17 protein-coding genes and 1 tRNA gene are annotated in these 20,779 nt (G+C 71.4%); 7 read left to right on the plus strand and 11 right to left on the minus strand.

The annotated features are described in order from the left end of the window. Positions 1 to 23: 23 nt before the first annotated feature. From HZZ00_RS04160 to HZZ00_RS04180, 5 genes are all read left to right on the plus strand, one after another. Positions 24 to 1,340 (plus strand): ABC transporter substrate-binding protein, encoded by a 1,317-nt coding sequence (locus tag HZZ00_RS04160; RefSeq protein ID WP_180330931.1) that lies wholly within the window; start codon positions 24 to 26, stop codon positions 1,338 to 1,340. A 425-nt stretch (positions 1,341 to 1,765) separates the two neighbouring features. Next, positions 1,766 to 2,758 (plus strand): carbohydrate ABC transporter permease, encoded by a 993-nt coding sequence (locus HZZ00_RS04165; protein ID WP_180330932.1) that lies wholly within the window; start codon positions 1,766 to 1,768, stop codon positions 2,756 to 2,758. Positions 2,759 to 2,772: 14 nt separating this feature from the next. Beyond that, complete coding sequence (locus HZZ00_RS04170) at positions 2,773 to 3,681, plus strand: carbohydrate ABC transporter permease (RefSeq protein ID WP_180330933.1); 909 nt, start codon at positions 2,773 to 2,775, stop codon at positions 3,679 to 3,681. 233 nt (positions 3,682 to 3,914) lie between these two features. Continuing rightward, positions 3,915 to 5,363: a GH1 family beta-glucosidase gene (locus tag HZZ00_RS04175; protein WP_180330934.1), complete on the plus strand. Its 1,449-nt coding sequence runs from the start codon at positions 3,915 to 3,917 to the stop codon at positions 5,361 to 5,363. A 184-nt stretch (positions 5,364 to 5,547) separates the two neighbouring features. Beyond that, positions 5,548 to 6,588 carry a LacI family DNA-binding transcriptional regulator gene (locus HZZ00_RS04180; RefSeq protein WP_180330935.1) on the plus strand — a complete coding sequence of 347 codons (1,041 nt, stop codon included), beginning with the start codon at positions 5,548 to 5,550 and terminating at the stop codon, positions 6,586 to 6,588. A gap of 277 nt (positions 6,589 to 6,865) precedes the next feature. Here HZZ00_RS04180 and HZZ00_RS04185 read toward each other — a convergent pair. The 4 genes from HZZ00_RS04185 to HZZ00_RS04200 all read right to left on the minus strand — a co-directional run bounded on the left by HZZ00_RS04185 (position 6,866) and on the right by HZZ00_RS04200 (position 9,833). Continuing rightward, positions 6,866 to 6,938 (minus strand) — tRNA-His (locus HZZ00_RS04185). A gap of 116 nt (positions 6,939 to 7,054) precedes the next feature. Then, on the minus strand, positions 7,055 to 7,657 hold the full coding sequence (gene orn / locus HZZ00_RS04190; RefSeq protein ID WP_180330936.1) for an oligoribonuclease: 603 nt from the start codon (positions 7,655 to 7,657) through the stop codon (positions 7,055 to 7,057). Positions 7,658 to 7,817: 160 nt separating this feature from the next. Then, positions 7,818 to 9,038, minus strand: coding sequence for a helix-turn-helix domain-containing protein (locus tag HZZ00_RS04195; protein ID WP_180330937.1), 1,221 nt, complete (start codon positions 9,036 to 9,038; stop codon positions 7,818 to 7,820). Between the two features lie 378 nt (positions 9,039 to 9,416). After that, positions 9,417 to 9,833, minus strand: coding sequence for a hypothetical protein (locus HZZ00_RS04200; RefSeq protein ID WP_180330938.1), 417 nt, complete (start codon positions 9,831 to 9,833; stop codon positions 9,417 to 9,419). A gap of 331 nt (positions 9,834 to 10,164) precedes the next feature. On the opposite strand from HZZ00_RS04200, the gene HZZ00_RS04205 reads away from it, so the two are divergent. Further along, positions 10,165 to 10,692 (plus strand): universal stress protein, encoded by a 528-nt coding sequence (locus HZZ00_RS04205; RefSeq protein ID WP_070027390.1) that lies wholly within the window; start codon positions 10,165 to 10,167, stop codon positions 10,690 to 10,692. 48 nt (positions 10,693 to 10,740) lie between these two features. Here the strand turns inward: HZZ00_RS04205 and glmS are convergent, their stop codons facing one another. The 3 genes from glmS to HZZ00_RS04220 form a co-directional block, all read right to left on the minus strand. Then, entirely contained in the window at positions 10,741 to 12,558 is a 1,818-nt protein-coding gene (gene glmS, locus HZZ00_RS04210) for a glutamine--fructose-6-phosphate transaminase (isomerizing) (protein WP_180330939.1), read from the minus strand. 12 nt (positions 12,559 to 12,570) lie between these two features. Then, complete coding sequence (locus HZZ00_RS04215) at positions 12,571 to 12,828, minus strand: hypothetical protein (protein WP_070027392.1); 258 nt, start codon at positions 12,826 to 12,828, stop codon at positions 12,571 to 12,573. A gap of 109 nt (positions 12,829 to 12,937) precedes the next feature. Continuing rightward, positions 12,938 to 13,849: a DUF4429 domain-containing protein gene (locus tag HZZ00_RS04220; protein ID WP_180330940.1), complete on the minus strand. Its 912-nt coding sequence runs from the start codon at positions 13,847 to 13,849 to the stop codon at positions 12,938 to 12,940. Between the two features lie 62 nt (positions 13,850 to 13,911). Here HZZ00_RS04220 and HZZ00_RS04225 point away from each other — a divergent pair, with 62 nt between their 5' ends. Further along, the gene (locus HZZ00_RS04225) at positions 13,912 to 15,540 is read left to right on the plus strand and encodes a beta-N-acetylhexosaminidase (RefSeq protein ID WP_180330941.1); all 1,629 of its coding nucleotides are present in this window, start codon (positions 13,912 to 13,914) and stop codon (positions 15,538 to 15,540) included. Between the two features lie 79 nt (positions 15,541 to 15,619). On the opposite strand, the gene HZZ00_RS04230 is transcribed toward HZZ00_RS04225, so the two are convergent. From HZZ00_RS04230 to HZZ00_RS04245, 4 genes are read right to left on the minus strand one after another with little or no spacing between them, the layout of a single operon-like run. After that, complete coding sequence (locus tag HZZ00_RS04230; RefSeq protein ID WP_180330942.1) at positions 15,620 to 17,389, minus strand: IucA/IucC family siderophore biosynthesis protein; 1,770 nt, start codon at positions 17,387 to 17,389, stop codon at positions 15,620 to 15,622. Next, positions 17,386 to 17,919, minus strand: coding sequence for a GNAT family N-acetyltransferase (locus tag HZZ00_RS04235; RefSeq protein ID WP_180330943.1), 534 nt, complete (start codon positions 17,917 to 17,919; stop codon positions 17,386 to 17,388). Before HZZ00_RS04235 ends, HZZ00_RS04230 begins: the two co-directional genes overlap by 4 nt. After that, on the minus strand, positions 17,916 to 19,205 hold the full coding sequence (locus HZZ00_RS04240; protein ID WP_180330944.1) for a lysine N(6)-hydroxylase/L-ornithine N(5)-oxygenase family protein: 1,290 nt from the start codon (positions 19,203 to 19,205) through the stop codon (positions 17,916 to 17,918). Before HZZ00_RS04240 ends, HZZ00_RS04235 begins: the two co-directional genes overlap by 4 nt. Further along, complete coding sequence (locus HZZ00_RS04245; RefSeq protein ID WP_180330945.1) at positions 19,189 to 20,631, minus strand: aspartate aminotransferase family protein; 1,443 nt, start codon at positions 20,629 to 20,631, stop codon at positions 19,189 to 19,191. The genes HZZ00_RS04240 and HZZ00_RS04245 overlap by 17 nt, the downstream gene beginning before the upstream one ends. Positions 20,632 to 20,779: the final 148 nt, after the last annotated feature.

Consider the following 20,779-nt stretch of genomic DNA (forward strand, 5'->3'; position numbering starts at 1 on the left):
CCACTGGAACAAGGAGTAGTGGAATGCGCATCACCCGTACCGGCGGCCACGGCCGCAGAGCGGCGGCCGTGGCCACGGCGGTCCTGGCGGCCTCCGCCGTGCTGCTGACCGGCTGCAGCAGCGACGGCGACTCGAACGCCTCGGACTCCAACGGGAACATCACCCTCAAACTGGCGGACTTCGGCCAGTTCGGCTACAAGGAAGCCGGCCTGCTGGAGCAGTACCACAAGCTCCACCCGAACATCACGGTCAAGGAGGAGACCACCGCCAACGAGCAGGACTACTACCCGAAGCTGCTTCAGCAGTTGAACTCGGGCAGCGGTCTCGGCGACGTCACGGGCATCGAAGTCGGCCGCATCAAGGAGGTCGTGGACACCCAGGCGGGCAAGTTCGCGGACCTCAGCAAGTCGATCAACGTGAGCGACTGGGTCTCCTGGAAGGAGAAGCAGGCGACCGCGCAGGACGGCTCGGTGATAGGCGCCGGCACCGACATCGGCCCGATGTCCCTGTGCTACCGCAAGGACCTGTTCGAGAAGGCGGGCCTGCCCACCGACCGCGAGGCCGTGGCGAAGGCGGTCTCGGGCGGCTGGGAGGACTACCTCAAGCTGGGCGAGCAGTACCAGAAGAAGGCGCCCGCCGGCACCAAGTTCATGGACTCCGCGAGCGCCATGTACAACGCGGTCGTCAGCTCCTCCTCGCAGCAGTACTACGACAACTCCGGCAAGCCGGTCTACAAGGACAGCGCGTCCGTCAAGCAGGGCTGGAACCTGGCCGCCGAGGCCGCGTCGAAGAAGCTCAGCGCCGGCCTGGCCCAGTTCCAGGACCCGTGGCAGGCGGCGCTGCGCAAGGGCACCGTGGCCACCGTGGTGTGCCCCGCCTGGATGGCCGCGCAGATCTCGACCTACTCCGGTGACGCCTACAAGGGCAAGTGGGACATCTCCCGCGCCCCCGGCACCACCGCGGCCAACTGGGGCGGCTCCTTCCTCGCCGTGCCCAAGAGCGGCAAGCACGTCAAGGAGGCCATCGAGCTGGTCAAGTGGCTGACCGCCCCCGAGCAGCAGGCCGCCGTCTTCAAGGCCGTCGGTGTCTTCCCGTCCAACAAGGGCGCGTACCAGCTGGCCAGCGTGAAGAACGCCAAGCTCCCGTACTTCAGCGACGCCCCGATCGGGCAGATCTACGCCGACGAGGCCAACTCCATCCCGGAGGCCGTGCTCGGCCAGAAGGACGGCGTGATCAAGGACACCATCTCCACCCAGATCAACAACATGGAGCAGCGCGGCACCAAGCCGGACAAGGCCTGGAAGGACGCCACCGACACCATCGACAAGGCGATCGGCTGACGACCGCCGGGTGCGGGCGGCCCCACCGGCCGCCCGCACCCCGCCCGCGCGGAGCCGTGTCCCGGTCGCCGTCGCGGGCGCGGGGCCGCCGAGCGGGGCGGGCCGGGCACCGGGCCATGGACAGCGGGACCCGGACCGGCACCGCCACGCTCGGCAGGACCACTCCCTGACCGCCGCTTCCCGCCGGACCGCCACGTCCGGCGGGAAGCGCCGGCCGGGCAGGCACCAGGCCCCAGGCCGGTGCCCGGCGGGACCGGACCCGGCGTCCGGTCCCGCCGGGGCCGGCCCCGCACGCACGTCAGGCCGCGGCGCGGGCCGCTCGGCACTTCAGTCCATCCGCACAAGGAGCGGCGGGACGGGCGCCCGGTTCCCGAACGCGTCTTTCGCCCCGTACCCGGCCCAGACCTTCAGGGAAGGACTCCCTCGTGGCAACGACAACCCCCGTACGGGGTACCAGCACCCCGCCCCCCGGCGGCTCCGGCGCCGCGCCGAACGGCCGCGGCGGGTGGCGCAGCCGGCTGTGGCGCTTCGACGACCTCGCCTCGCCGTACGCCTACATCGCCCCCTTCTTCCTCGTCTTCGGCGCCTTCGGGCTCTACCCGCTCCTCTACACCGGCTGGATCGCCCTGCACCGGGTGGAGATGACGAGCCTGAGCCAGTCCCAGTGGGTCGGCTTCGACAACTTCTCCAAGATCCTCCAGGACTCCGAGTTCTGGACGGCTGTCGCCAACACCTTCGTCATCGGCGTCCTCTCCACCGTCCCGCAGCTCCTCGTGGCGCTCGGGCTCGCCCACCTGCTCAACTACAAGCTGCGCGCCAGCACGTTCTGGCGGACGGTCATCCTCACCCCGTACGCCACCTCGGTGGCCACCGCGGCGCTGGTCTTCGCCCTGGTCTTCCGGGCCGACGGCGGTGTCCTCAACTGGGTGCTGCACTTCTTCGGCGCAGGCAACACCGACTGGGGCAACGGGGAGTGGACCTCGAAGATAGCCATCTCGGTCATCGTGATCTGGCGCTGGACCGGCTACAACGCGCTGATCTACCTCGCCGCCATGCAGGCGGTGCCCAGCGACCTGTACGAGGCCGCCTCGATCGACGGAGCGACGCGCTGGCAGCAGTTCCGCAAGGTGACGATCCCCGCGCTGCGGCCCACGATCCTGTTCACCATCGTCATCTCGACGATCGGCTCCATGCAGCTGTTCGGTGAGCCGCTGCTGCTGCAAGGGGGCACGCTCGGCGCCGTCGGCGGCAGCGAGCACCAGTACGAGACGCTCAGCATCTACCTCTACAACTACGGCTGGAAGCTCGGGCACCTGGGCCCGGCCGCCGCCGTGGCCTGGGCGATGCTCGTCCTGCTGCTGCTCATCGCCTTGATCAACTGGATCGTCGGCCGGTTCGTGCGCAAGAGCGCGGCCTGACGGGAGCGATATCGATGACCACGATCAGTCCCACCAACACCGCCGCGCCGGACATCCTCGCCCACGAGGGCAGGGGCCGCCGACGCTTCAAGATCGGCGCCGGCCAGCAGCTCAAGGGCGGCCCGTTCACCTACATCGCGCTCGTCGTCGTCGGCCTGGGCTCGATCCTCCCGCTGTACTGGACGCTGGTGGCCGCCTCGCACGACCAGCAGCGGGTCCTGGACACCCCGCCGCCGCTGATACCGGGCGGCAGGCTGTGGAGCAACCTCCAGGCCGCCTGGGAGCAGGCCAACCTGGGCAAGGCCATCGTCAACAGCGTGATCGTGGCCGGCTGCATCACCGCCGCGACCCTGTTCTTCTGCACCCTCGCCGGGTACGCCTTCGCCAAGATGCGCTTCCGCGGCCGTGGCGTGCTGATGACCGCGGTCATCGCCACCCTGACCATCCCGCCGCAGCTCAGCGTGGTCCCGCTGTTCATGCTGATGTCCGACATCGGGTGGGGCGGCAAGCTGGAGTCGGTGATCTTCCCGACCCTGGTCGGCGCCTTCGGTGTCTTCTTCATGCGCCAGTACCTGCTGGAGGCCCTGCCCTACGAGCTGATCGAGGCGGCCAAGGTGGACGGGGCGAGCAACATCCGCATCGTCTGGAACGTGGTCCTGCCCGCGGCCCGGCCCGCGATGATGGTGCTCGGCATGCTCACCTTCGTGCAGGCGTGGAACGACTTCTTCTGGCCCTTCCTCGCACTGAACCAGGAGAACCCGACCATCCAGGTGGCGCTCGGCCAGCTCAGCGCCTCCTACACCCCCGACCAGAGCATCGTCATGGCCGGAGCCCTGATCAGCACGCTGCCGCTGCTGGTCGTCTTCATCGTCTTCGGCAAGCAGATCGTCGGCGGGATCATGGCGGGCGCCGTCAAGGGCTGAGGCCCCCGGGCCCGCGTCCGGGCCCCGCCCCGTACGTCCCGCCGTCCGCCCCCTGCGGCCCGTCCGGTACGACCCGCACACTGTCCGGCCCGCCCCGCGCGCGGGCCGTACCGGACGGGCGTTCACCAACGCCCCGGCTCTTTCCTTCCCCCGACCCCCGTCCACCACCGGTCCCGCACCGCCGGGCCACCGTCCGTACCCTTCCTCACGCCACCTTTGGGAGCGCTCTCACCATGACCGCCGTACGACCCGAGACCAGTGCCCAGCAGGCGTCGAGCACCTCGTTCCCGCCGGGCTTCGTCTGGGGTGCCGCCACCGCCGCCTACCAGGTGGAGGGGGCCGCCGCCGAGGACGGCCGCACCCCCTCCATCTGGGACACCTTCAGCCACACCCCCGGCAAGGTCCGCAACGGCGACACCGGTGACATCGCCGCCGACCACTACCACCGCTACCGCGACGACGTCGCGCTGATGAAGGACCTCGGCCTCAAGGCGTACCGGTTCTCCATCTCCTGGTCCCGGGTGCAGCCCACCGGCCGCGGCCCCGCCGTCGAGCGCGGCCTGGACTTCTACCGCAGGCTCACCGACGAGCTGCTCGAAGCGGGCATCACACCGGTCGCCACCCTGTACCACTGGGACCTGCCGCAGGAGCTGGAGGACGTCGGCGGCTGGCCGCACCGGGACACCGCGCACCGGTTCGCCGAGTACGCCGAGATCATGGCCCGCGCCCTCGGCGACCGGGTCGGCGTGTGGACCACCCTCAACGAACCGTGGTGCAGCGCCTTCCTCGGCTACGGCTCCGGCGTGCACGCGCCCGGCCGCACCGACCCGGCCGCCACCCTGCGCGCCGCGCACCACCTCAACCTCGCGCACGGCAAGGCCGTCGGGGCGCTGCGCTCGGTCCTGCCGTCGTCCGCGCAGGTCTCCCTCACCCTCAACCTGCACCAGGTGCGCCCGCTGACCGACAGCGCGGCCGACGCCGAGGCCGCGCGCCGCATCGACGCGGTCGGCAACCGGATCTTCACCGGCCCGGTCCTGGACGGCGCCTACCCCGAGGACCTGCTCGCCGACACCGCGCACCTCGTCGACTGGTCCGAGCTGGTGCACGACGGCGACCTGGCGGAGATCTCCCGGCCGATCGACGTGCTCGGCGTCAACTACTACTCGCCCACCGTGGTGTCCCTGGCCGCCGAGGGCACCGGTACCACCAAGAACGACGGCCACGGCGCCAGCGAGCACTCCCCGTGGACCGGCTGCGACGACGTCGCCTTCCACCTCGCCAACGATCAGCTGACCGCGATGAACTGGGCCATCGACGCCGACGGGCTGCACACCCTGCTGACCGGGCTCGCGGCCTCGCACCCGCAGCTGCCGCTGATGGTCACCGAGAACGGGGCCGCCTTCGACGACTACGCCTCCCCCGAGGGCCGGGTCGAGGACCCGCAGCGCATCGCCTATCTGCACGGCCACCTGGAGGCGGTGCACCGGGCCATCGCCGACGGAGCGGACGTGCGCGGCTACTTCCTGTGGTCCCTGCTGGACAACTTCGAGTGGTCCTACGGCTATTCGAAGCGCTTCGGCGCCGTCTACGTCGACTACCCCACCCAGCGCCGCATCCCCAAGGCGAGCGCCCACTGGTACGCCGGCGTGATCCGCGACAACGCGCTGCCGGCCGGCCGGTGAACCGGACGGGGGCCTGAGCGACCACGGGCCCGAGGGGCGCGGCCGTGATACCGGCCGCGCCCCTGCGCGTTCCCGGGGGGCGAGGGGCGACGGAGCCGGCCCGGCGAGGGACGATGGGCGCGGGGGCGGATCCGCCCCTGCTGTTACATTCCTGGCCTGAGGGCGGCGAACGGGAGGCGCGACCATGGCGGTCAACGGTGGACGGGGCCGGGGCGGCCGGCGGCCGACCCTGGAGGAGGTCGCCGCGCGGGCCGGAGTCGGCCGCGGCACGGTCTCGCGCGTGATCAACGGCTCGCCCCGGGTCAGCGACGCGACCCGCGCCGCGGTGGAGGCGGCGGTCGCCGAACTCGGTTACGTCCCCAACACCGCGGCCCGCGCCCTGGCCGCCAACCGCACCGACGCCATCGCCCTGGTGGTGCCCGAGCCGGAGACCCGGTTCTTCGCCGAGCCGTACTTCTCCGACATGCTGCACGGGGTGGGCGCCGAACTGGCCGAGACCGAGACGCAGTTGCTGCTCATCTTCGCGGGCAGCGACCGGGAACGGCGGCGGCTGGCCCAGTACCTGGCGGCCCACCGGGTGGACGGCGTCCTGCTGGTCTCCGTGCACGCCGACGACCCGCTGCCCGACCTGCTGGCCCAGCTGGAGATCCCGGCGGTGATCAGCGGCCCGCGCTCGGCCGCGGAGACGCTCACCTCGGTGGATTCGGACAACTACGGCGGCGCCCGCGCGGCCGTGGAGCACCTGCTGTCCCGGGGGCGTACCCGGATCGCCCACATCACCGGACGCCCGGACGTGTACGGCGCCCAGCGCCGCGTCGACGGCTACCGCGACGCCCTGCGCGCGGCCGGCCAGGAGCCGGACGAACTCCTCGTCGAACCCGGCGACTTCACCGAGGAGGGCGGCCGCCGGGCCATGTCCGCCCTGCTGTCGCGCCGCCCCGACCTGGACGCGGTCTTCGCCGGCTCGGACGTGACGGCGGCCGGCGCCCGCCAGGTGCTGCGCGAGGAGGGCCGCCGCATCCCCGACGACGTCGCCCTGGTCGGCTACGACGACTCCGCCATCGCCCGCCACATGGACCCGCCCCTCACCAGCGTCCGCCAGCCCATCGAGCAGATGGGCCGGACCATGATCAGCCTGCTCCAGGCCGAGGTGGCCGGCGGCAGCGGCCCGCGGCAGCGGCACACGGTGCTGCCGACGGAACTGGTGCCGCGGGCGTCGTCCTGAGCGGGCGCCGCAGGCGGTCGGGCCCGCGCGGGCGTGAGCGGCCGCGGCCGGGTCGCGGGACGTGCTCTCGCGCGCTGCCGGCGGGCGACGCGGGACGGGCCGGCGGACGATCCGGCGGATCTCCCGCCGTGGACGCGGTGCGACGAGAGCCCCGGCCGCGAGGTGATCGCCGTCGAGCGGGCCGTGGTCTCGCGCCGCCGTCCGGCGGAACGCGGGGGCCGAACGCGAAACAGCCGGTGATCCCGTCGTGCGACGGAATCACCGGCTGATCGTTCAGGGTGAGTGACGGGACTCGAACCCGCGACATCCTGGACCACAACCAGGTGCTCTACCAGCTGAGCTACACCCACCACGACTGGTGTGGGAACTTGTCGTTTCCCCGACCGGCCGAGAAGAAGTCTACAGGGTCCGAAGGGGTGCTCGCGCACAGGTTTTCGCGCCGCACCCCCCACGGCCCCCGGACGTACTACTTCGCCGGCACCACGTGCCTGGCCGCGATTGTCCGCGCCGTGTCCGAGTCGGGCCCGGGCTGCGGCACGAAGATGGCCTCGCGGTAGTAGCGCAGCTCGGCGATCGACTCGCGGATGTCGGCGAGGGCCCGGTGGTTGCCGTTCTTCTCCGGGCTGTTGAAGTACGCCCGCGGGTACCAGCGGCGGGCCAGCTCCTTGATCGAGGAGACGTCCACGATCCGGTAGTGCAGCCAGTCCTCCAGCGTCGGCATGTCCCGCAGCAGGAAGCCGCGGTCGGTGCCGACCGAGTTGCCGCACAGCGGAGCCTTGCCCGGCTCCTTCACGTGCTCCTTGATGTACGCCAGGACCTGCTCCTCGGCGTCCTGGAGCGTCGTGCCGTTCGGGAGCTCGGCGAGCAGCCCGGACGCGGTGTGCATCTGACGCACCACCTCCGGCATCGTCTCCAGCGCCCGCTCCGGCGGGCGGATGACGATGTCCACCCCCTCGCCGAGTACGTTCAGCTCGGAGTCGGTGACGAGGGCGGCCACCTCGATGAGAGCGTCGTCGGACAGCGAGAGGCCGGTCATCTCGCAGTCGATCCACACCATGCGATCGTTCATGCGACCACCCTAAGGCGGACCTGAGCGTTTGGGATGCCCCGCGTCGGTACCGGCCGCGGACGAGAGGACGGCCGCGGGGGAGAACCGCCGGGGAGCCGGGGGAGGGGAGCGGGGGCGGAGCCCGAAGACTCCGCCCCCGCTCCCCGACCGTCGGGACCCGTCAGCTTCCGGCGCGCGGCCCGGGGAGCAGCGTCACCGCCCCGGCCGCCGCCGTGCGCCGGCTCTGGATCGGCACCCCGCTGTCCCGCTCCGGGTGCAGCACCGAGCCCATCGGGCCGGGGCCCGGCAGGCCCGGGGGCGGCATCGGCTGACCGGACGGCGGCTGCGCGCCGACCGCCTCCGGCTCACCCGGCTTGTCGCCCTGCGGCCGGCGGGCCCGGTAGGCGGCCCGGTACGCGGCCGGCGAGGAGCCCAGCTGGCGGCGGAAGTGCCCGCGCAGCGCGACCGGCGAGCGGAACCCGCAGCGCCCGGCCACCTCGTCCACCGAGTAGTCCGACGTCTCCAGCAGCCGCTGCGCCTGGAGCACCCGCTGGGTGATCAGCCACTGCAACGGCGCGCTGCCGGTGAGCGAGCGGAACCGGCGGTCGAACGTACGGCGGCTCATGTACGCGCGGGCCGCCAGCGTCTCCACGTCGAACTGCTCGTGGAGGTGCTCCAGCGCCCAGGCGACAACCTCGGCGAGCGGGTCGGCGCCGATCTCCTCCGGTAAAGACCGGTCGAGGTAGCGCTCCTGACCGCCGGACCGGCGCGGCGGGACCACCAGGCGCCGGGCGAGCGCGCCGGCCGCCTCGTTGCCGTGGTCCGTGCGCACGATATGAAGACAGAGATCGATTCCGGCCGCCGTACCCGCGCTGGTGAGCACGTCGCCGTCGTCGACGAACAGCTCCCGCGGATCGACGTGCACCGACGGATAGCGCTTGGCCAGCGTCGGCGCGTACATCCAGTGGGTGGTCGCCGGGCGGCCGTCCAGCAGTCCGGCCGCCGCCAGCACGAACGCGCCGGTGCACAGCCCCACGATGCGGGCGCCTTCCTCGTGCGCCCGGCGCAGTGCGTCGAGCGCCTCCTCCGGCGGCGGCGCGGTGATCGAGCGCCAGGCCGGTACGACGACGGTGCCGGCGCGGGAGATCGCCTCCAGCCCGTGCGGCGCGGTGAGTTCGAGGCCCCCCGTGGTCCGCAGGGGTCCTTCCTCACCGCCGCACACCAGCAGCCGGTAGCGCGGCACCCCGGCGTCCTGGCGGTCGATCCCGAACACCGACAGCGGTATGGAACTCTCGAAGATGGGGCCGCCGCTGAACAGCAGCACCGCGACGATCTCCTTGCGGCGACGCCCGGACAGCTTCCGGACGGCGGCTTCCGGCGCGGCAGTGGAGTCGTGGCTCATACTGCTAAGCCCCCCTCGGTGGTCGCGGCTCCTCGGTTGTGTCGCTCCTGCACGTTTCCCCTCGGTCCTGCACGAGTCCCCCGCCGTAAGACAGTCAAGATCGAATCTACTGGGTCCCGCGAACACACGGTGACCAGTTCCAAATGCGGCACATTGTCGACATGACAACTTGGCGTGAAGCATTCGATCACGAAGGGTTGCACTCGCGAGCCGTGCAGGGAAGTGCGCCTCGTGGCAGTGGCCAAAGCGCGTAGGGTGCGCAGCGCCCCGCAGACCCTTTCCGTGCAGGTGGAACGGGGGTTGAGGGGTGGTCAGGAGCACCTTTGGGCGAGAACCGGAAGTTGGCTGAAAAGAAGCGCTTGGAAGCGTGGAAACCGGTCAGTCGACCGGTGTCCGCTCCCGGGTGTGACGTCCGCCTCTTTGCACGCCGGAACGGTCCGCCCCGCGTGCGCCCCCGTGCCGGGCACCGCGCCCGTGGCCCCCGCCGGCGCCGTCGGCACCCCGCCGCGCGCCGCGCGCTCCCCGCGCCCGCCGGCACCCTCGCACACCCCGGCCCGCCCGTGCGCCCCGGGTGCCCCGCGCACCCCGCGCACCTCGCTCCGAGCGGCGCAGCAGCAGCCGGCAGACGGCGGTGACGGCGGCCAGGCCCAGCGCGGTGCCCGTGGCCCCGGCCAGCGAGGTGCCGTACCAGACCAGGACCACGGGGACGAGGACGCAGCTGAAGGCGGCCCAGCGGATCAGCTCGCTCGCGCTGTCCGGCGCGGCGGGCTCCTCGTCGGTCCGGGGACCGGGCATCTCGTACTCCCTGTGGCGCCTCGTGGCTCGCTGTGGCGGTGGCTCACCCCCTTCAACGCCCGTCCGACCGGTCGGTCACCGGCCGTGCGGCTGTGAATCCCGTGCAAACCGCCTGTACGGGGCAGCGAGCATTGCGTTACGGGCGCGGCTCGTGCATGCTCCGGTGAACCCCTGCGGACGTCGGGGGAGCGCTTACGGAGCGTGCAAGGGATCTGGGCTCGGGAGGCGTGCCGCCGTACCCTTGGGGGTATGGGGTGGGGAAGATGTTTCCCGGACAGCTCCGCTGCACACTGTCGTCCATCCCATAAAGGATCACAACGCCGAGACAGCCATGGCCGGTCACGAATTCTTCGAACCCGCGGACCGCAAGCGGCCGGTCGCCGATCCCACGGCGGCCGATCCCCTGGCGGCGGACGAGTCACGCCAATCCTGCGATCCAGCCTTCCGGCACGGGGTCGTCGTCGGCTTCGACGGCTCCACCTCCAGTGAGCGCGCCCTCGCCTATGCGATAGGCATGGCCCACCGCTCCCACTCCGGCCTGATCATCGTGCACGTCGCCAACCGGTTGCCGACCACCGTGTGGGCGGGCTGCGAGCCCCCGGTCTTCGTGGACGTACCGGACCACCGCACGGAGGTCCTCGGTCTCGAACTGGCCTGCGCGGACTACCTCTCCGAGGTGCCGTGGATCCTGGTCGAGCGCGGCGGGGACATCTGCCACGAACTCGAAGAGGTGGGGCGGGAGTACGAGGCGGACGCGATCGTCGTCGGCTCCACCCAGGGCATCGTGGGCCGGATCTTCGGCTCCGTCGCGGGGCGGCTCGCCCGCCGGGCGCGGCGGCCGGTGATCGTCATCCCCTGACACGGGAAGGACCCCCGTGCGCCGCGCACGGGGGTCCCTTCCGGTCCGCTACTCGACCGTCACCGACTTCGCCAGGTTCCTCGGCTTGTCGATGTCCCGGCCGAGGGCCTTCGCCGTGTGGTAGGCGAGGAGCTGGAGCGGGATGCCCATCAGGATCGGGTCGAGCTCGTCCTCGTTCTTGGGCACCACGATGGTCTGGTCGGCCTTCTCCTGGTGCTGGTGGGCCACCGCGAGGATCTTGCCCTCGCGGGCCTTGATCTCCTCCAGCGCGGCGCGGTTCTTCTCCAGCAGGTCGTCGTCGGGGACGATCGCGACCGTCGGCAGGGCCGGCTCGATCAGCGCCAGCGGGCCGTGCTTCAGCTCGGAGGCCGGGTAGGCCTCGGCGTGGATGTAGGAGACCTCCTTCAGCTTGAGGGAGGCCTCGCGGGCGACCGGGTAGCCGCGGACCCGGCCGATGAAGAGCATCGAGCGGGCGTCGGCGTACAGCTCGGCCAGCTCCTTGATCTGCTCCTCCTGCTTGAGGATCTCGGTGATCTGCCCGGGCAGCTTGCGCAGGCCCTCGATGATCCGCTTGCCGTCGCGCACCGAGAGGTCGCGGGTGCGGCCCAGGTGCAGGGCGAGCAGGGCGAAGGCGACCGTGGTGTTGGTGAAGCACTTGGTCGACACGACGCAGACCTCGGGGCCCGCGTGCACGTAGATGCCGGCGTCCGCCTCGCGCGCGATCGCCGAACCGACCACGTTGACGACGCCGAAGACCCGCGCGCCCTTGCGCTTGAGCTCCTGCACGGCGGCGAGGACGTCGTACGTCTCGCCGGACTGGGAGACGGCGACGTACAGGGTGTCGGGGTCCACGACCGCGTTGCGGTAGCGGAACTCGGAGGCCGGCTCGGCGTCGGCGGGGATGCGGGCCAGCTCCTCGATCATCTGGGCGCCGATCATGCCCGCGTGGTACGAGGTGCCGCAGCCGAGGATCTTCACCCGGCGGATCTGCCGGGCCTCGCGGGCGCCCAGGTTGAGCCCGCCGAGGTGCACGGTGGAGAACCGGTCGTCGATCCGGCCGCGCAGCACGCGGTCGACCGCGTCGGCCTGCTCGAAGATCTCCTTGTGCATGTAGGTGTCGTGGCCGCCCATGTCGTACGACTCGGCCTCCCACTCCACCGTGGTGGGCTCGCTCGTGGTGCGGGTGCCCTCGGTGGTGTAGGTGCGGAAGTCGTCGGCCTTGAGGGTGGCCATCTCGCCGTCGTCCAGGGTCACTATCTGACGGGTGTGCATGACCAGGGCGGCGATGTCGGAGGCGACGAACATCTCCTTCTCGCCGATGCCGAGGACGACCGGGGAGCCGTTGCGGGCCACCACGATCCGGTCGGGGAAGTCGGCGTGCAGCACGGCGATGCCGTACGTGCCCTCGATCAGCCGGACCGCCTGGCGGACCTTGTCCTCCAGCTTCTCGGCGGTCGAGCGGGCGATGAGGTGGGTGAGGACCTCGGTGTCGGTCTCGGAGAGGAACTCGACGCCGTCCGCCTCCAGCTTGCGGCGCAGGTCGGCGGCGTTGTCGATGATGCCGTTGTGGACGACGGCGACCTTGTTGTCGGCCGACATGTGCGGGTGGGCGTTCACGTCGGAGGGGGCGCCGTGGGTGGCCCAGCGGGTGTGGGCGATGCCGGTGGTGCCCTTGAAGCGCGCCGGGATCTTCGCCTCCAGGTCGCGCACCCGGCCCTTGGCCTTGACCATCTTCAGGCCGGGCGTCTTCGGGGAGGTGACGACGACGCCCGCGGAGTCGTACCCGCGGTACTCCAGCCGCTGGAGGCCCTCCAGGAGGAGGGGGGCGACGTCACGCTTCCCGATGTAACCGACAATTCCGCACATATACAGGTATTCCTAGCCGTAGACGATGCGGCGCAGCTGCCTGAGCGTCAGCTCGGGCGGTGCCACCGCTCGATATCTGAGGTCCGCCCCGATCCGTTCGAAGATCTCCGCGTTCACCAGGCCCTGGGCCTGGAGCTCGCGGTGGCGGCGACGGACGAAGTCCTCCGTCGACTCGTCGAAATAGGCGAGCACGTCCTGGATCACCCGCAGCGCCTCGCCCCTGGCCAAGGGCGTGGACCGCATCAGATGATCTACGAGTTCGTCGTGCACCCGGTAGATCCTCGGGCACCGGAGACGGTTTCGCAAGAATCCTGCCCGATATCGGGCAGCCACCGGCCGGGCGGGGCCGCGGAGTCCCGCCCATCGCCTGTGGCTCACCTCACATCTTGTCCAGCACCGCCCGCTTGGCCAGCGTGAACTCCTCCTCGGTCAGCACCCCGTCACGGCGCAGCTCGCCCAGCTCCCGCAGCCGGCGCAGCAGCGCGTCGTGGGTGTCCTCGGCGGCCCCCTGCTCCGGTGCGGGTCCCTGCTCCGGCGGCGGCGTCCGCCGCGGCGCGGGCAGCTCCTCGCGGCGGCCGGCGGACCCCGGCGCCGAGGGGTGCGGCAGCCGTGCCTGTACGGCGGCGGCCACCAGCGCCATCAGCGGGTCCTTGCGGAAGCCCCACAGCTCCACGGCGTTCGGGTCGTACTTGGCCCGCGCGGTGACCGGGGTGCCCCGCACCACGAACCGCAGGTGCCCGTTCTCCAGCCCGGACGCGGGCCGCCACTCCACACCGAGGATGTCGGCGAGCGGGAGGGTCCGGGTGCCGGTCTCGGCCTTGACGTTTTCGGTCTTCCAGTTCCACTCCAGCCGCACCCGCTCCCCGTCGAAGTGCGCGCTGCCGTCCCCGGCGGACGCGGACACCGGCAGCGGCGGGCCCGGCAGCAGATAGCCGGAGACCGGCTCGGGGGAAATCCCCTCCAGCAGCAGGGCGTTGCGCACCTCGTCCGCGAAGTACTCGGCGACGCCGTACCGGTCGGGCTGCACGGTCAGCCGGTAGGGGTCGTCGGCCTCGCCGAGCCGGCCGCCGGTCGCCCGGAGCAGGGGGTCGGCGCCCTCGCGCAGCCGCAGCCTCAGCCACCCCGACTTCCTGCCCTGCTCGACGGAGACGGAGGCCAACGCGCCGAGCGGGACCACGAGTTCGCCGAGTTCCCGGCGCAGCAGCCCGACCGACTTGTCCCGGCCCGGAGTGAGCCGCAGGGCGTCGCCGTCGAAGATCCAGGTGCCGTCCTTCTGGATGATTTCCGCCATAGAGGGATTGTTTCACCGGATCTGCGGGAGAGTGGTCTCGACCAGATACGAAGGGAGCGCATGTGAGACGGAACCACAGCTCGACTCCCCGAACCGGCCGCGTTCTCGGTTCGCTGCTGCTCGTCGCGGCGGCCGGCGCCTTCGCCCTCGGCGCCGCCCCCACCGCGCCCGAGGCGCGCGCCGCCACCGCGGGCGCCCGCGCCGCGGCCCCCGTCCCCCTGGACCGGGTTGTCCCGGCCCCCGCCTCCGTCACCCCCGGCGGAGCGCCGTACCGCATCACCCGGGGCACCGCCGTCCGGGTCGACGACTCGGCCGAGGTCCGCCGCGTCGGCGCCTATCTCACCGGCATCCTGCGGCCCTCCACCGGCTATCCGCTGCCGCTCACCGACCACGGCGGCGGCATCCGGCTCCACCTGGCCAAGAGCGGCCTGGGCGCCGAGGGCTACCGGCTGCACAGCGGCCCCGACGGCGTCACCCTCACCGCGGACACCCCGGCCGGACTCTTCCACGGTGTGCAGACGCTGCGTCAGCTGCTTCCCCCCGCCGTGGAGAAGAAGTCGGTGAGCCGGCGCAGCTGGCGGATCGCCGGCGGCACCATCGAGGACCGGCCCCGCTACGCCTACCGCGGCGCCATGCTGGACGTCTCCCGGCACTTCTTCGGCGTCGGCCAGGTGAAGCGGTACATCGACGAACTCGCGCTGTACAAGATCAACGAGCTGCATCTGCACCTCAGCGACGACCAGGGCTGGCGCATCGCCGTCGACTCCTGGCCGCGCCTGTCGGCCTACGGCGGCGCCACCGAGGTCGGCGGCGGCAAGGGCGGCTACTACACCAAGGCGCAGTACCGGCAGATCGTCTCCTACGCCGCCTCCCGCTACGTGGAGGTCGTCCCGGAGATCGACATGCCCGGCCACACCAACGCGGCCCTCGCCTCGTACGCCCGGCTCAACTGCGACGGCGTGGCACCCCCGCGCTACACCGGCACCAGCGTCGGCTTCAGCTCGCTGTGCGTCTCCAAGGACGTCACCTACACCTTCGTCGACGACGTGGTGCGGGAGCTGGCCGCGCTCACCCCGGGCCGCTACCTGCACATCGGCGGCGACGAGGCGCACTCCACCAGCCACACCGACTACGTGACGTTCATGGACCGGGTGCAGCCGGTCGTCGCCAAGTACGGCAAGACGGTCATCGGCTGGCACCAGCTCACGGGCGCCCACCCCGCCAAGGGCGCCCTCGCCCAGTACTGGGGCCTGGACGGCACCGGCGCGGCCGAGAAGGAACAGGTCGCACGGGCCGCCCGCAACGGCACCGGGCTGATCCTGTCCCCGGCCGACCGGGTCTACCTGGACATGAAGTACACCAAGGACACCAGGCTCGGCCTCACCTGGGCGGGCCTGGTCGAGGTGCGCAGGTCGTACGACTGGGACCCCGGCGCCTATCTGCCGGGCGCGCCGGCGTCGGCGGTCAGGGGCGTCGAGGCGCCCCTGTGGTCGGAGACCCTGAAGACGTCCGCCGACATCGAGTACATGGCCTTCCCGCGGCTGCCGGGCGCGGCCGAGCTGGGCTGGTCGCCGGCGGCCACCCACGACTGGGACACCTACAAGGTGCGCCTGGCCGCCCAGGCTCCGCGCTGGGACGCCCTCGGCATCCGCTACTACAAGTCACCGCAGGTGCCCTGGCCCACGAGCTGAGACGGAGGATGGCGGGCGCCCCGGAGGACCGTACTCCGGGGCGCCCGCCCGTCCCTGGGTTCCTCGCGGCCCCCGGGCCTCAGAACCCGGCGATGGGGTTCCTCAGGGTGCCCACCAGCTGGAGCGCCCCCGACGGGTCGGCGAGGTCCACCATCTGCCGGTTGTCGCGCAGCTGGAGCCGGTTGAGGCAGGACAGCGCGAACTCGGGCGCGAACACGTCGTACCGCCGGAACCGGTCGGCCAGTTCGGGGTTCGCCTCCTGGTAGGCGCGGGTGGTCCGCGCGACCGTCCGCCAGAACTCGTCCTCCGTGAGGACGCCCTCGGCGGCGAGGAGGGCGGCGAGGAAGCGGAAGAAGCAGTCGAAGACATCGGTGAAGACCGACAGCAGCCGCTCGTCCTCGGGGACGTCGGCGCGGATCCGTGCCACCTCCGGCGGCAGCGGCGTGTCCGGGTCCATCACCACGATCTCCTCGGCGATGTCCTTGTACACCGCCCGCCGCACGACACCGTCCCGCAGCACCAGGATGGTGTTCTCGCCGTGCGGCATGAACGCCAGGCCGTAGGCGTAGAAGCTGTGCAGCAGCGGGACGTAGTACGCCCGCAGGTACGCCGCCAGCCAGTCGGCCGGTGCCAGCCCGGACCGCTCGATCAGCGCGCCCGCGAAGGAGGCGCCCTCGTGGTCCACGTGCAGCAGGGAGGCCATCGTGGCGAGCGACTCGCCGTCGTCGAGCGAGGGCACCGGGCTCTCCCGCCACAGCGCGGCCAGCATCTTGCGGTAGGGGGAGTGGCGGTCGGTGGCCCGCTCGTACTCCAGGTGCCGGTAGCCGACGGCGGCCCGCTCCCGGATGATCGTCAGGCCGGTGCCCTTCAGCACCGGGTCGCCATCGATCAGCCGGGCGAGCCAGTCGTTGATGGCCGGGGTGGCCTCCATGTAGGCGGCCGAAAGCCCGCGCATGAAGCCCATGTTGAGCACGGACAGGGCCGTCTTCACGTAGTGCTTGTGCGGGTCGCTGGTGTTGAAGAAGGTCCGGATGGACTGCTGGGCGAGGTATTCGTCGTCGCCCTCGCCGAGGCAGACGAGGTGGCGCCGGGCGATCTCCGCGGCGAAGGTGACCGACAGCTTGTTCCACCACTGCCAGGGGTGGACCGGCAGGAAGAGGTAGTCGGCGGGGTCGAGGCCCTGCGCGGTCAGCGTCCGGTGGAACCGCTCGACGGTCGCCGCGCCCAGCTCGCCGCGGACGAACCCCTCGTACTCGATCCCGGCCCCCGCCGTGAACGCGGCCCGCGAGCGGTGCGCGGCCAGCCACACCAGGCGGATCGGATGCGCGGTCTCCGGGGCGTACGACAGGTACTCGTCGACGCCGAACCCGAGCCGTCCGTTGTTGGCGACGAAGCAGGGGTGGCCCTCGGTCATCCCCGTCTCGATCGCCTGGAAGCCGCTCGCGGCCAGCTCGGCCGCCGTGACACGGGGCTTGGTGAGCTTGTAGCAGGTGCCGGCCAGGGTGGAGGAGATCTCCTCCAGGTAGACCGGCAGTATCTCGTCGCTCAGCCCCAGGGAGTCCTTCAGCTCGATGAAGAAGTCCAGTGCGGCGAGCGGGAGTTCGCGGCCGTCGCGGTGGCGGGTGATCGAGCCGGCGTCGATCTGCCAGTGGTCCAGGGCGCGGCGCACGGCGGTGAACCGGTACGTGGTGAGCCCGTCGTCGCCGCGCACGACGTACCCCTCGCCGTCCTCCTCGGGGCCGATCAGGCGCTCGTGCGCGAACTCGGCGAGCGCCTTGCGGATCAGCAGCCGGTTGGCGGTCGCCCAGCGCTCGGGGGACAGATGGGCCACGGCCTGTGCGGGGGTCATCGGGCCACCGCCCGGGTGAACTGCTCGCGGGTGCAGAAGCTCAGCAGGGCCCGCTTCTCCGGCTTGCGGATCTCCCGCTCGGCCACGAAGCCGACGGCCGCGTTCAGCGCGTGCACCGCCGTGTTGCGCACGTCCGGCTCGACGACGACGCGCCGCACCGCCGGATCCTCGAACAGCCGGGCCATGACGGCGGTGAGGACGGCCCGGGTGAAGCCGTGCTCGGGCGTGTCGGTCGCCGGGGTCAGGAAGTGCATCCCGATGTCACCGGGGCGCGCGTCGTAGAGGCCGACCAGTTCCCGGTGCGCCGGGTCGTACCTCTCCATGAGGAAGACGGGCCGCTCGCCGCGCAGCCCGAGGAGGGCCTCCTGGTGCTCGTCGGCGGCTATCTCCGTGTACACGCGCTCGATGTCCGCTCGCCGGGCGTCCTGCATCATCCAGAAGGCGGCCTTGGGGTGGGTGATCCAGGAGTGCAGCAGCGCGGCGTCCTCGCGCGGATCGACGGGACGGAAGCCGAAGTCTGTGTCGGTCATACGGCGAACTCCTGGAAGGCGATGGACTTCTCGACCGGGTAGTGCTCACTGCCGAGCAGTTCGCGGATGATGGTCGCGTTGCGGTACGGGCCCATGCCGAGGTCGGGGCTGGTGATGCTGTGGGTGTGGACGCCGGCGTTCTGGAGGAAGACGCCGCGGCCCGTGACGTCGATGCTGTAGTTGCGGGCGACGTCGAAGCGGCCGTGGCCGTCGAAGCGCAGCCGGTCGCGGAGCGGGGCGAGGAAGGCCGGCGGCTCGTAGTGGTAGCCGGTGGCCAGCACCAGGCCCTCGCTGCGGATCTCGAAGTCCTTGCCCTGCTCGTCCTGGCGGAAGCCGAGGGTGTAGCCGCCGTCGTCGTAACGGGCGCTCACCAGGGAGGAGTTGGTGAGCAGCCGGGTCGGCAGCGGCCGGTCCCCGCTCGCCACGTCCTTCTGGTACAGCAGGTCGAAGATCGCGTCGATCAGCTCCGAGTTGATGCCCTTGAACAGGCCCTTCTGCTGCTTCTCCAGCCGGTAGCGGGTCTCCTCGGGCAGCGCGCGGAAGTAGTCGATGTAGTCCGGTGAGGTCATCTCCAGCGTCAGCTTGGTGTACTCCAGCGGGAAGAACCGCGGGGAGCGGGTGACCCAGTTGAGCTGGTAGCCGTGGACGTCGATCTCGGACAGCAGCTCGTAGTAGATCTCCGCCGCGCTCTGCCCGCTGCCGACGATCGTGATGGACCTCTTCTCGCGCAGCTCCGCCCTGCGGTGCATGTAAGCGGAGGTGTGCAGCAGGTCCCCGCCGAGGCCGCGGCAGGCCTCGGGGAGGTGGGGCACCGTGCCCGTGCCGAGGACGAGGTGCCGGGCACGGTACGTCTCCCCGGCGGCGGTGCGCACGAGGTACAGCTCGCCCTCCTCGTCGTACGACACCTCGGTGACCGTGGTGCCGAACCGGACGCTGCTCAGCCGGCCCGCGGCCCAGCGGCAGTAGTCGTCGTACTCCACCCGCAGCGGATAGAAGTTCTCCCGGATGTAGAAGGAGTACAGCCTGCCCTTCTGCTTCAGGTAGTTGAGGAAGGAGTACGGCGAGGTCGGGTCGGCCAGGGTGACCAGGTCCGACATGAACGGGGTCTGGAGGTGGGCGCCGTCCAGGAACATCCCGGCGTGCCACTCGAAGCCGGGCTTGGACTCCAGGAAGACGGCGTCCAGCGCGTCGATCGGCTCGGTGAGGCAGGCGAGACCGAGGTTGAAGGGGCCGAGGCCGATTCCCACGAGGTCGTGGACGCGGCTGGCTTCAGGAAGCGCGGTCAAGGGATTCTCCCAGGTACTGCTCGGCGTGGCCGGCGATCAGATCGAGGACGGCGGCGATGTCGGCGGGGGTCGTCTCGGGGTTGAGGAGGGTGAACTTCAGGTAGTGGCGGCCGCCGACCTTGGTGCCCGCGACCACGGCCTCACCGGAGGCGAACAGGGCCTTACGGGCGTGGAGGTTGGCGCGGTCGGTCTCGGCCGGGTCGGTGACGGCGGCCGGGACCCAGCGGAAGACCAGGGTGGACAGGGCCGGTTCGACCACCACCTCGAACCGCGGGTCGGCGGCCAGCAGCCGCCACCCCGCCACGGCCAGGTCGCAGACCTCGTCGAAGAGTTCGCCGATGCCGTCGGCGCCCATGGTGCGCAGGGTCAGCCACAGTTTGAGGGCGTCGAACCGGCGGGTGGTCTGGAGGGACTTGTCGACCTGGTTGGGGATGCGCTCGCGCACCGTCGCGCGCGGGTTGAGGTAGTCGGCGTGGTAGGTGGCGTGCCGCAGGGTGGCGCCGTCGCGGACCAGCACGGCGGACGAACTCACCGGCTGGAAGAAGGACTTGTGGTAGTCGACGGTGACCGAGTCGGCGCGCTCGATGCCGTCGATGCGGTGCCGGTACTTCCGGGAGGCGAGCAGCCCGCAGCCGTAGGCGGCGTCCACGTGCAGCCACACCCCGTACCGATCGCACAGCTCGGCGATTCGGGGCAGCGGGTCGATGGAGCCGAAGTCGGTGGTGCCGGCGGTGGCGACGACCGCCATCGGCACCAGGCCCGCACGGCGGCAGCGCTCCAGTTCGCCGGCGAGGGCGACGGTCCGCATCCGCTTGTCGCGGTCGACGGGCACGGTGAGGACCGCGTCCTCGCCGAGCCCCAGCAGTTTCGCCGACTTCTGCACACTGAAGTGGCCGGCCTCGGAGGCGAGGATCCGCAGCTTCGCCGGGTCGTGGCTCTTGGCCTCCTCCCGGGCCAGCAGCAGCGCCTGGAGGTTGGACTGGGAGCCGCCGGACGTGAAGACCCCGTCCGCGGCCGGTCCGAGCCCGATCCGCCCGGCCGTCCAGTCGATCAGCTTGCGCTCGATGAGGGTGCCGCCGGCCGACTGGTCCCAGGTGTCCAGCGAGGAGTTGACCGCGGAGAGCACCGCCTCGCCGAGCACCGCCGGGATGACGACCGGGCAGTTGAGGTGGGCGAGATAGCGGGGGTGGTGGAAGTAGACCGCGTCCTTCAGGTAGACGTCCTCCAACTCGTCCAGCACGGCCGCGGTGTCGCCGAGCGGCCGGTCCAGGTCGACGGCGTCGACACGGGACGCGAGCGCGTCCGGCGTGACACCGCTGAACGGCCGTTCGGTGCCGGCGAGTTTCTCCGCCACCCGCTCGACTCCTTCGGTCACGGAGCGGCGGTAGTGCTCCGCGGTGAGGCCATTGAGCAGGTGGGAGCGCATGGGGGTGTCCTCCGGTGCGGTGGATTCGACTGAGGTTAGCCTAACCTAACTTTTCTGGATCAGGGCATACGTCTGCGCGGACGAACGGCCATGATCGGCGCGGTGGATGCCTTGCTCACCCGACACCGGAGCGGGCGAGCTCCGGCCG

It is taken from the genome of Streptomyces sp. NEAU-sy36, from assembly GCF_013423905.1.
GTDB classification, from domain to species: Bacteria; Actinomycetota; Actinomycetes; order Streptomycetales; family Streptomycetaceae; genus Streptomyces; species Streptomyces misionensis.

What these genes read in the sequence shown, in the direction of transcription:
- HZZ00_RS04160 (WP_180330931.1), top strand. Translation starts at nt 24, where the DNA reads ATGCGCATCACCCGTACCGGCGGCCACGGCCGCAGAGCGGCGGCCGTG.
- HZZ00_RS04170 (WP_180330933.1), top strand. Translation starts at nt 2,773, where the DNA reads ATGACCACGATCAGTCCCACCAACACCGCCGCGCCGGACATCCTCGCC.
- HZZ00_RS04175 (WP_180330934.1), top strand. Translation starts at nt 3,915, where the DNA reads ATGACCGCCGTACGACCCGAGACCAGTGCCCAGCAGGCGTCGAGCACC.
- HZZ00_RS04180 (WP_180330935.1), top strand. Translation starts at nt 5,548, where the DNA reads ATGGCGGTCAACGGTGGACGGGGCCGGGGCGGCCGGCGGCCGACCCTG.
- orn (WP_180330936.1), bottom strand. Translation starts at nt 7,657, where the DNA reads ATGAACGATCGCATGGTGTGGATCGACTGCGAGATGACCGGCCTCTCG.
- HZZ00_RS04195 (WP_180330937.1), bottom strand. Translation starts at nt 9,038, where the DNA reads ATGAGCCACGACTCCACTGCCGCGCCGGAAGCCGCCGTCCGGAAGCTG.
- HZZ00_RS04200 (WP_180330938.1), bottom strand. Translation starts at nt 9,833, where the DNA reads ATGCCCGGTCCCCGGACCGACGAGGAGCCCGCCGCGCCGGACAGCGCG.
- HZZ00_RS04205 (WP_070027390.1), top strand. Translation starts at nt 10,165, where the DNA reads ATGGCCGGTCACGAATTCTTCGAACCCGCGGACCGCAAGCGGCCGGTC.
- glmS (WP_180330939.1), bottom strand. Translation starts at nt 12,558, where the DNA reads ATGTGCGGAATTGTCGGTTACATCGGGAAGCGTGACGTCGCCCCCCTC.
- HZZ00_RS04220 (WP_180330940.1), bottom strand. Translation starts at nt 13,849, where the DNA reads ATGGCGGAAATCATCCAGAAGGACGGCACCTGGATCTTCGACGGCGAC.
- HZZ00_RS04230 (WP_180330942.1), bottom strand. Translation starts at nt 17,389, where the DNA reads ATGACCCCCGCACAGGCCGTGGCCCATCTGTCCCCCGAGCGCTGGGCG.
- HZZ00_RS04235 (WP_180330943.1), bottom strand. Translation starts at nt 17,919, where the DNA reads ATGACCGACACAGACTTCGGCTTCCGTCCCGTCGATCCGCGCGAGGAC.
- HZZ00_RS04245 (WP_180330945.1), bottom strand. Translation starts at nt 20,631, where the DNA reads ATGCGCTCCCACCTGCTCAATGGCCTCACCGCGGAGCACTACCGCCGC.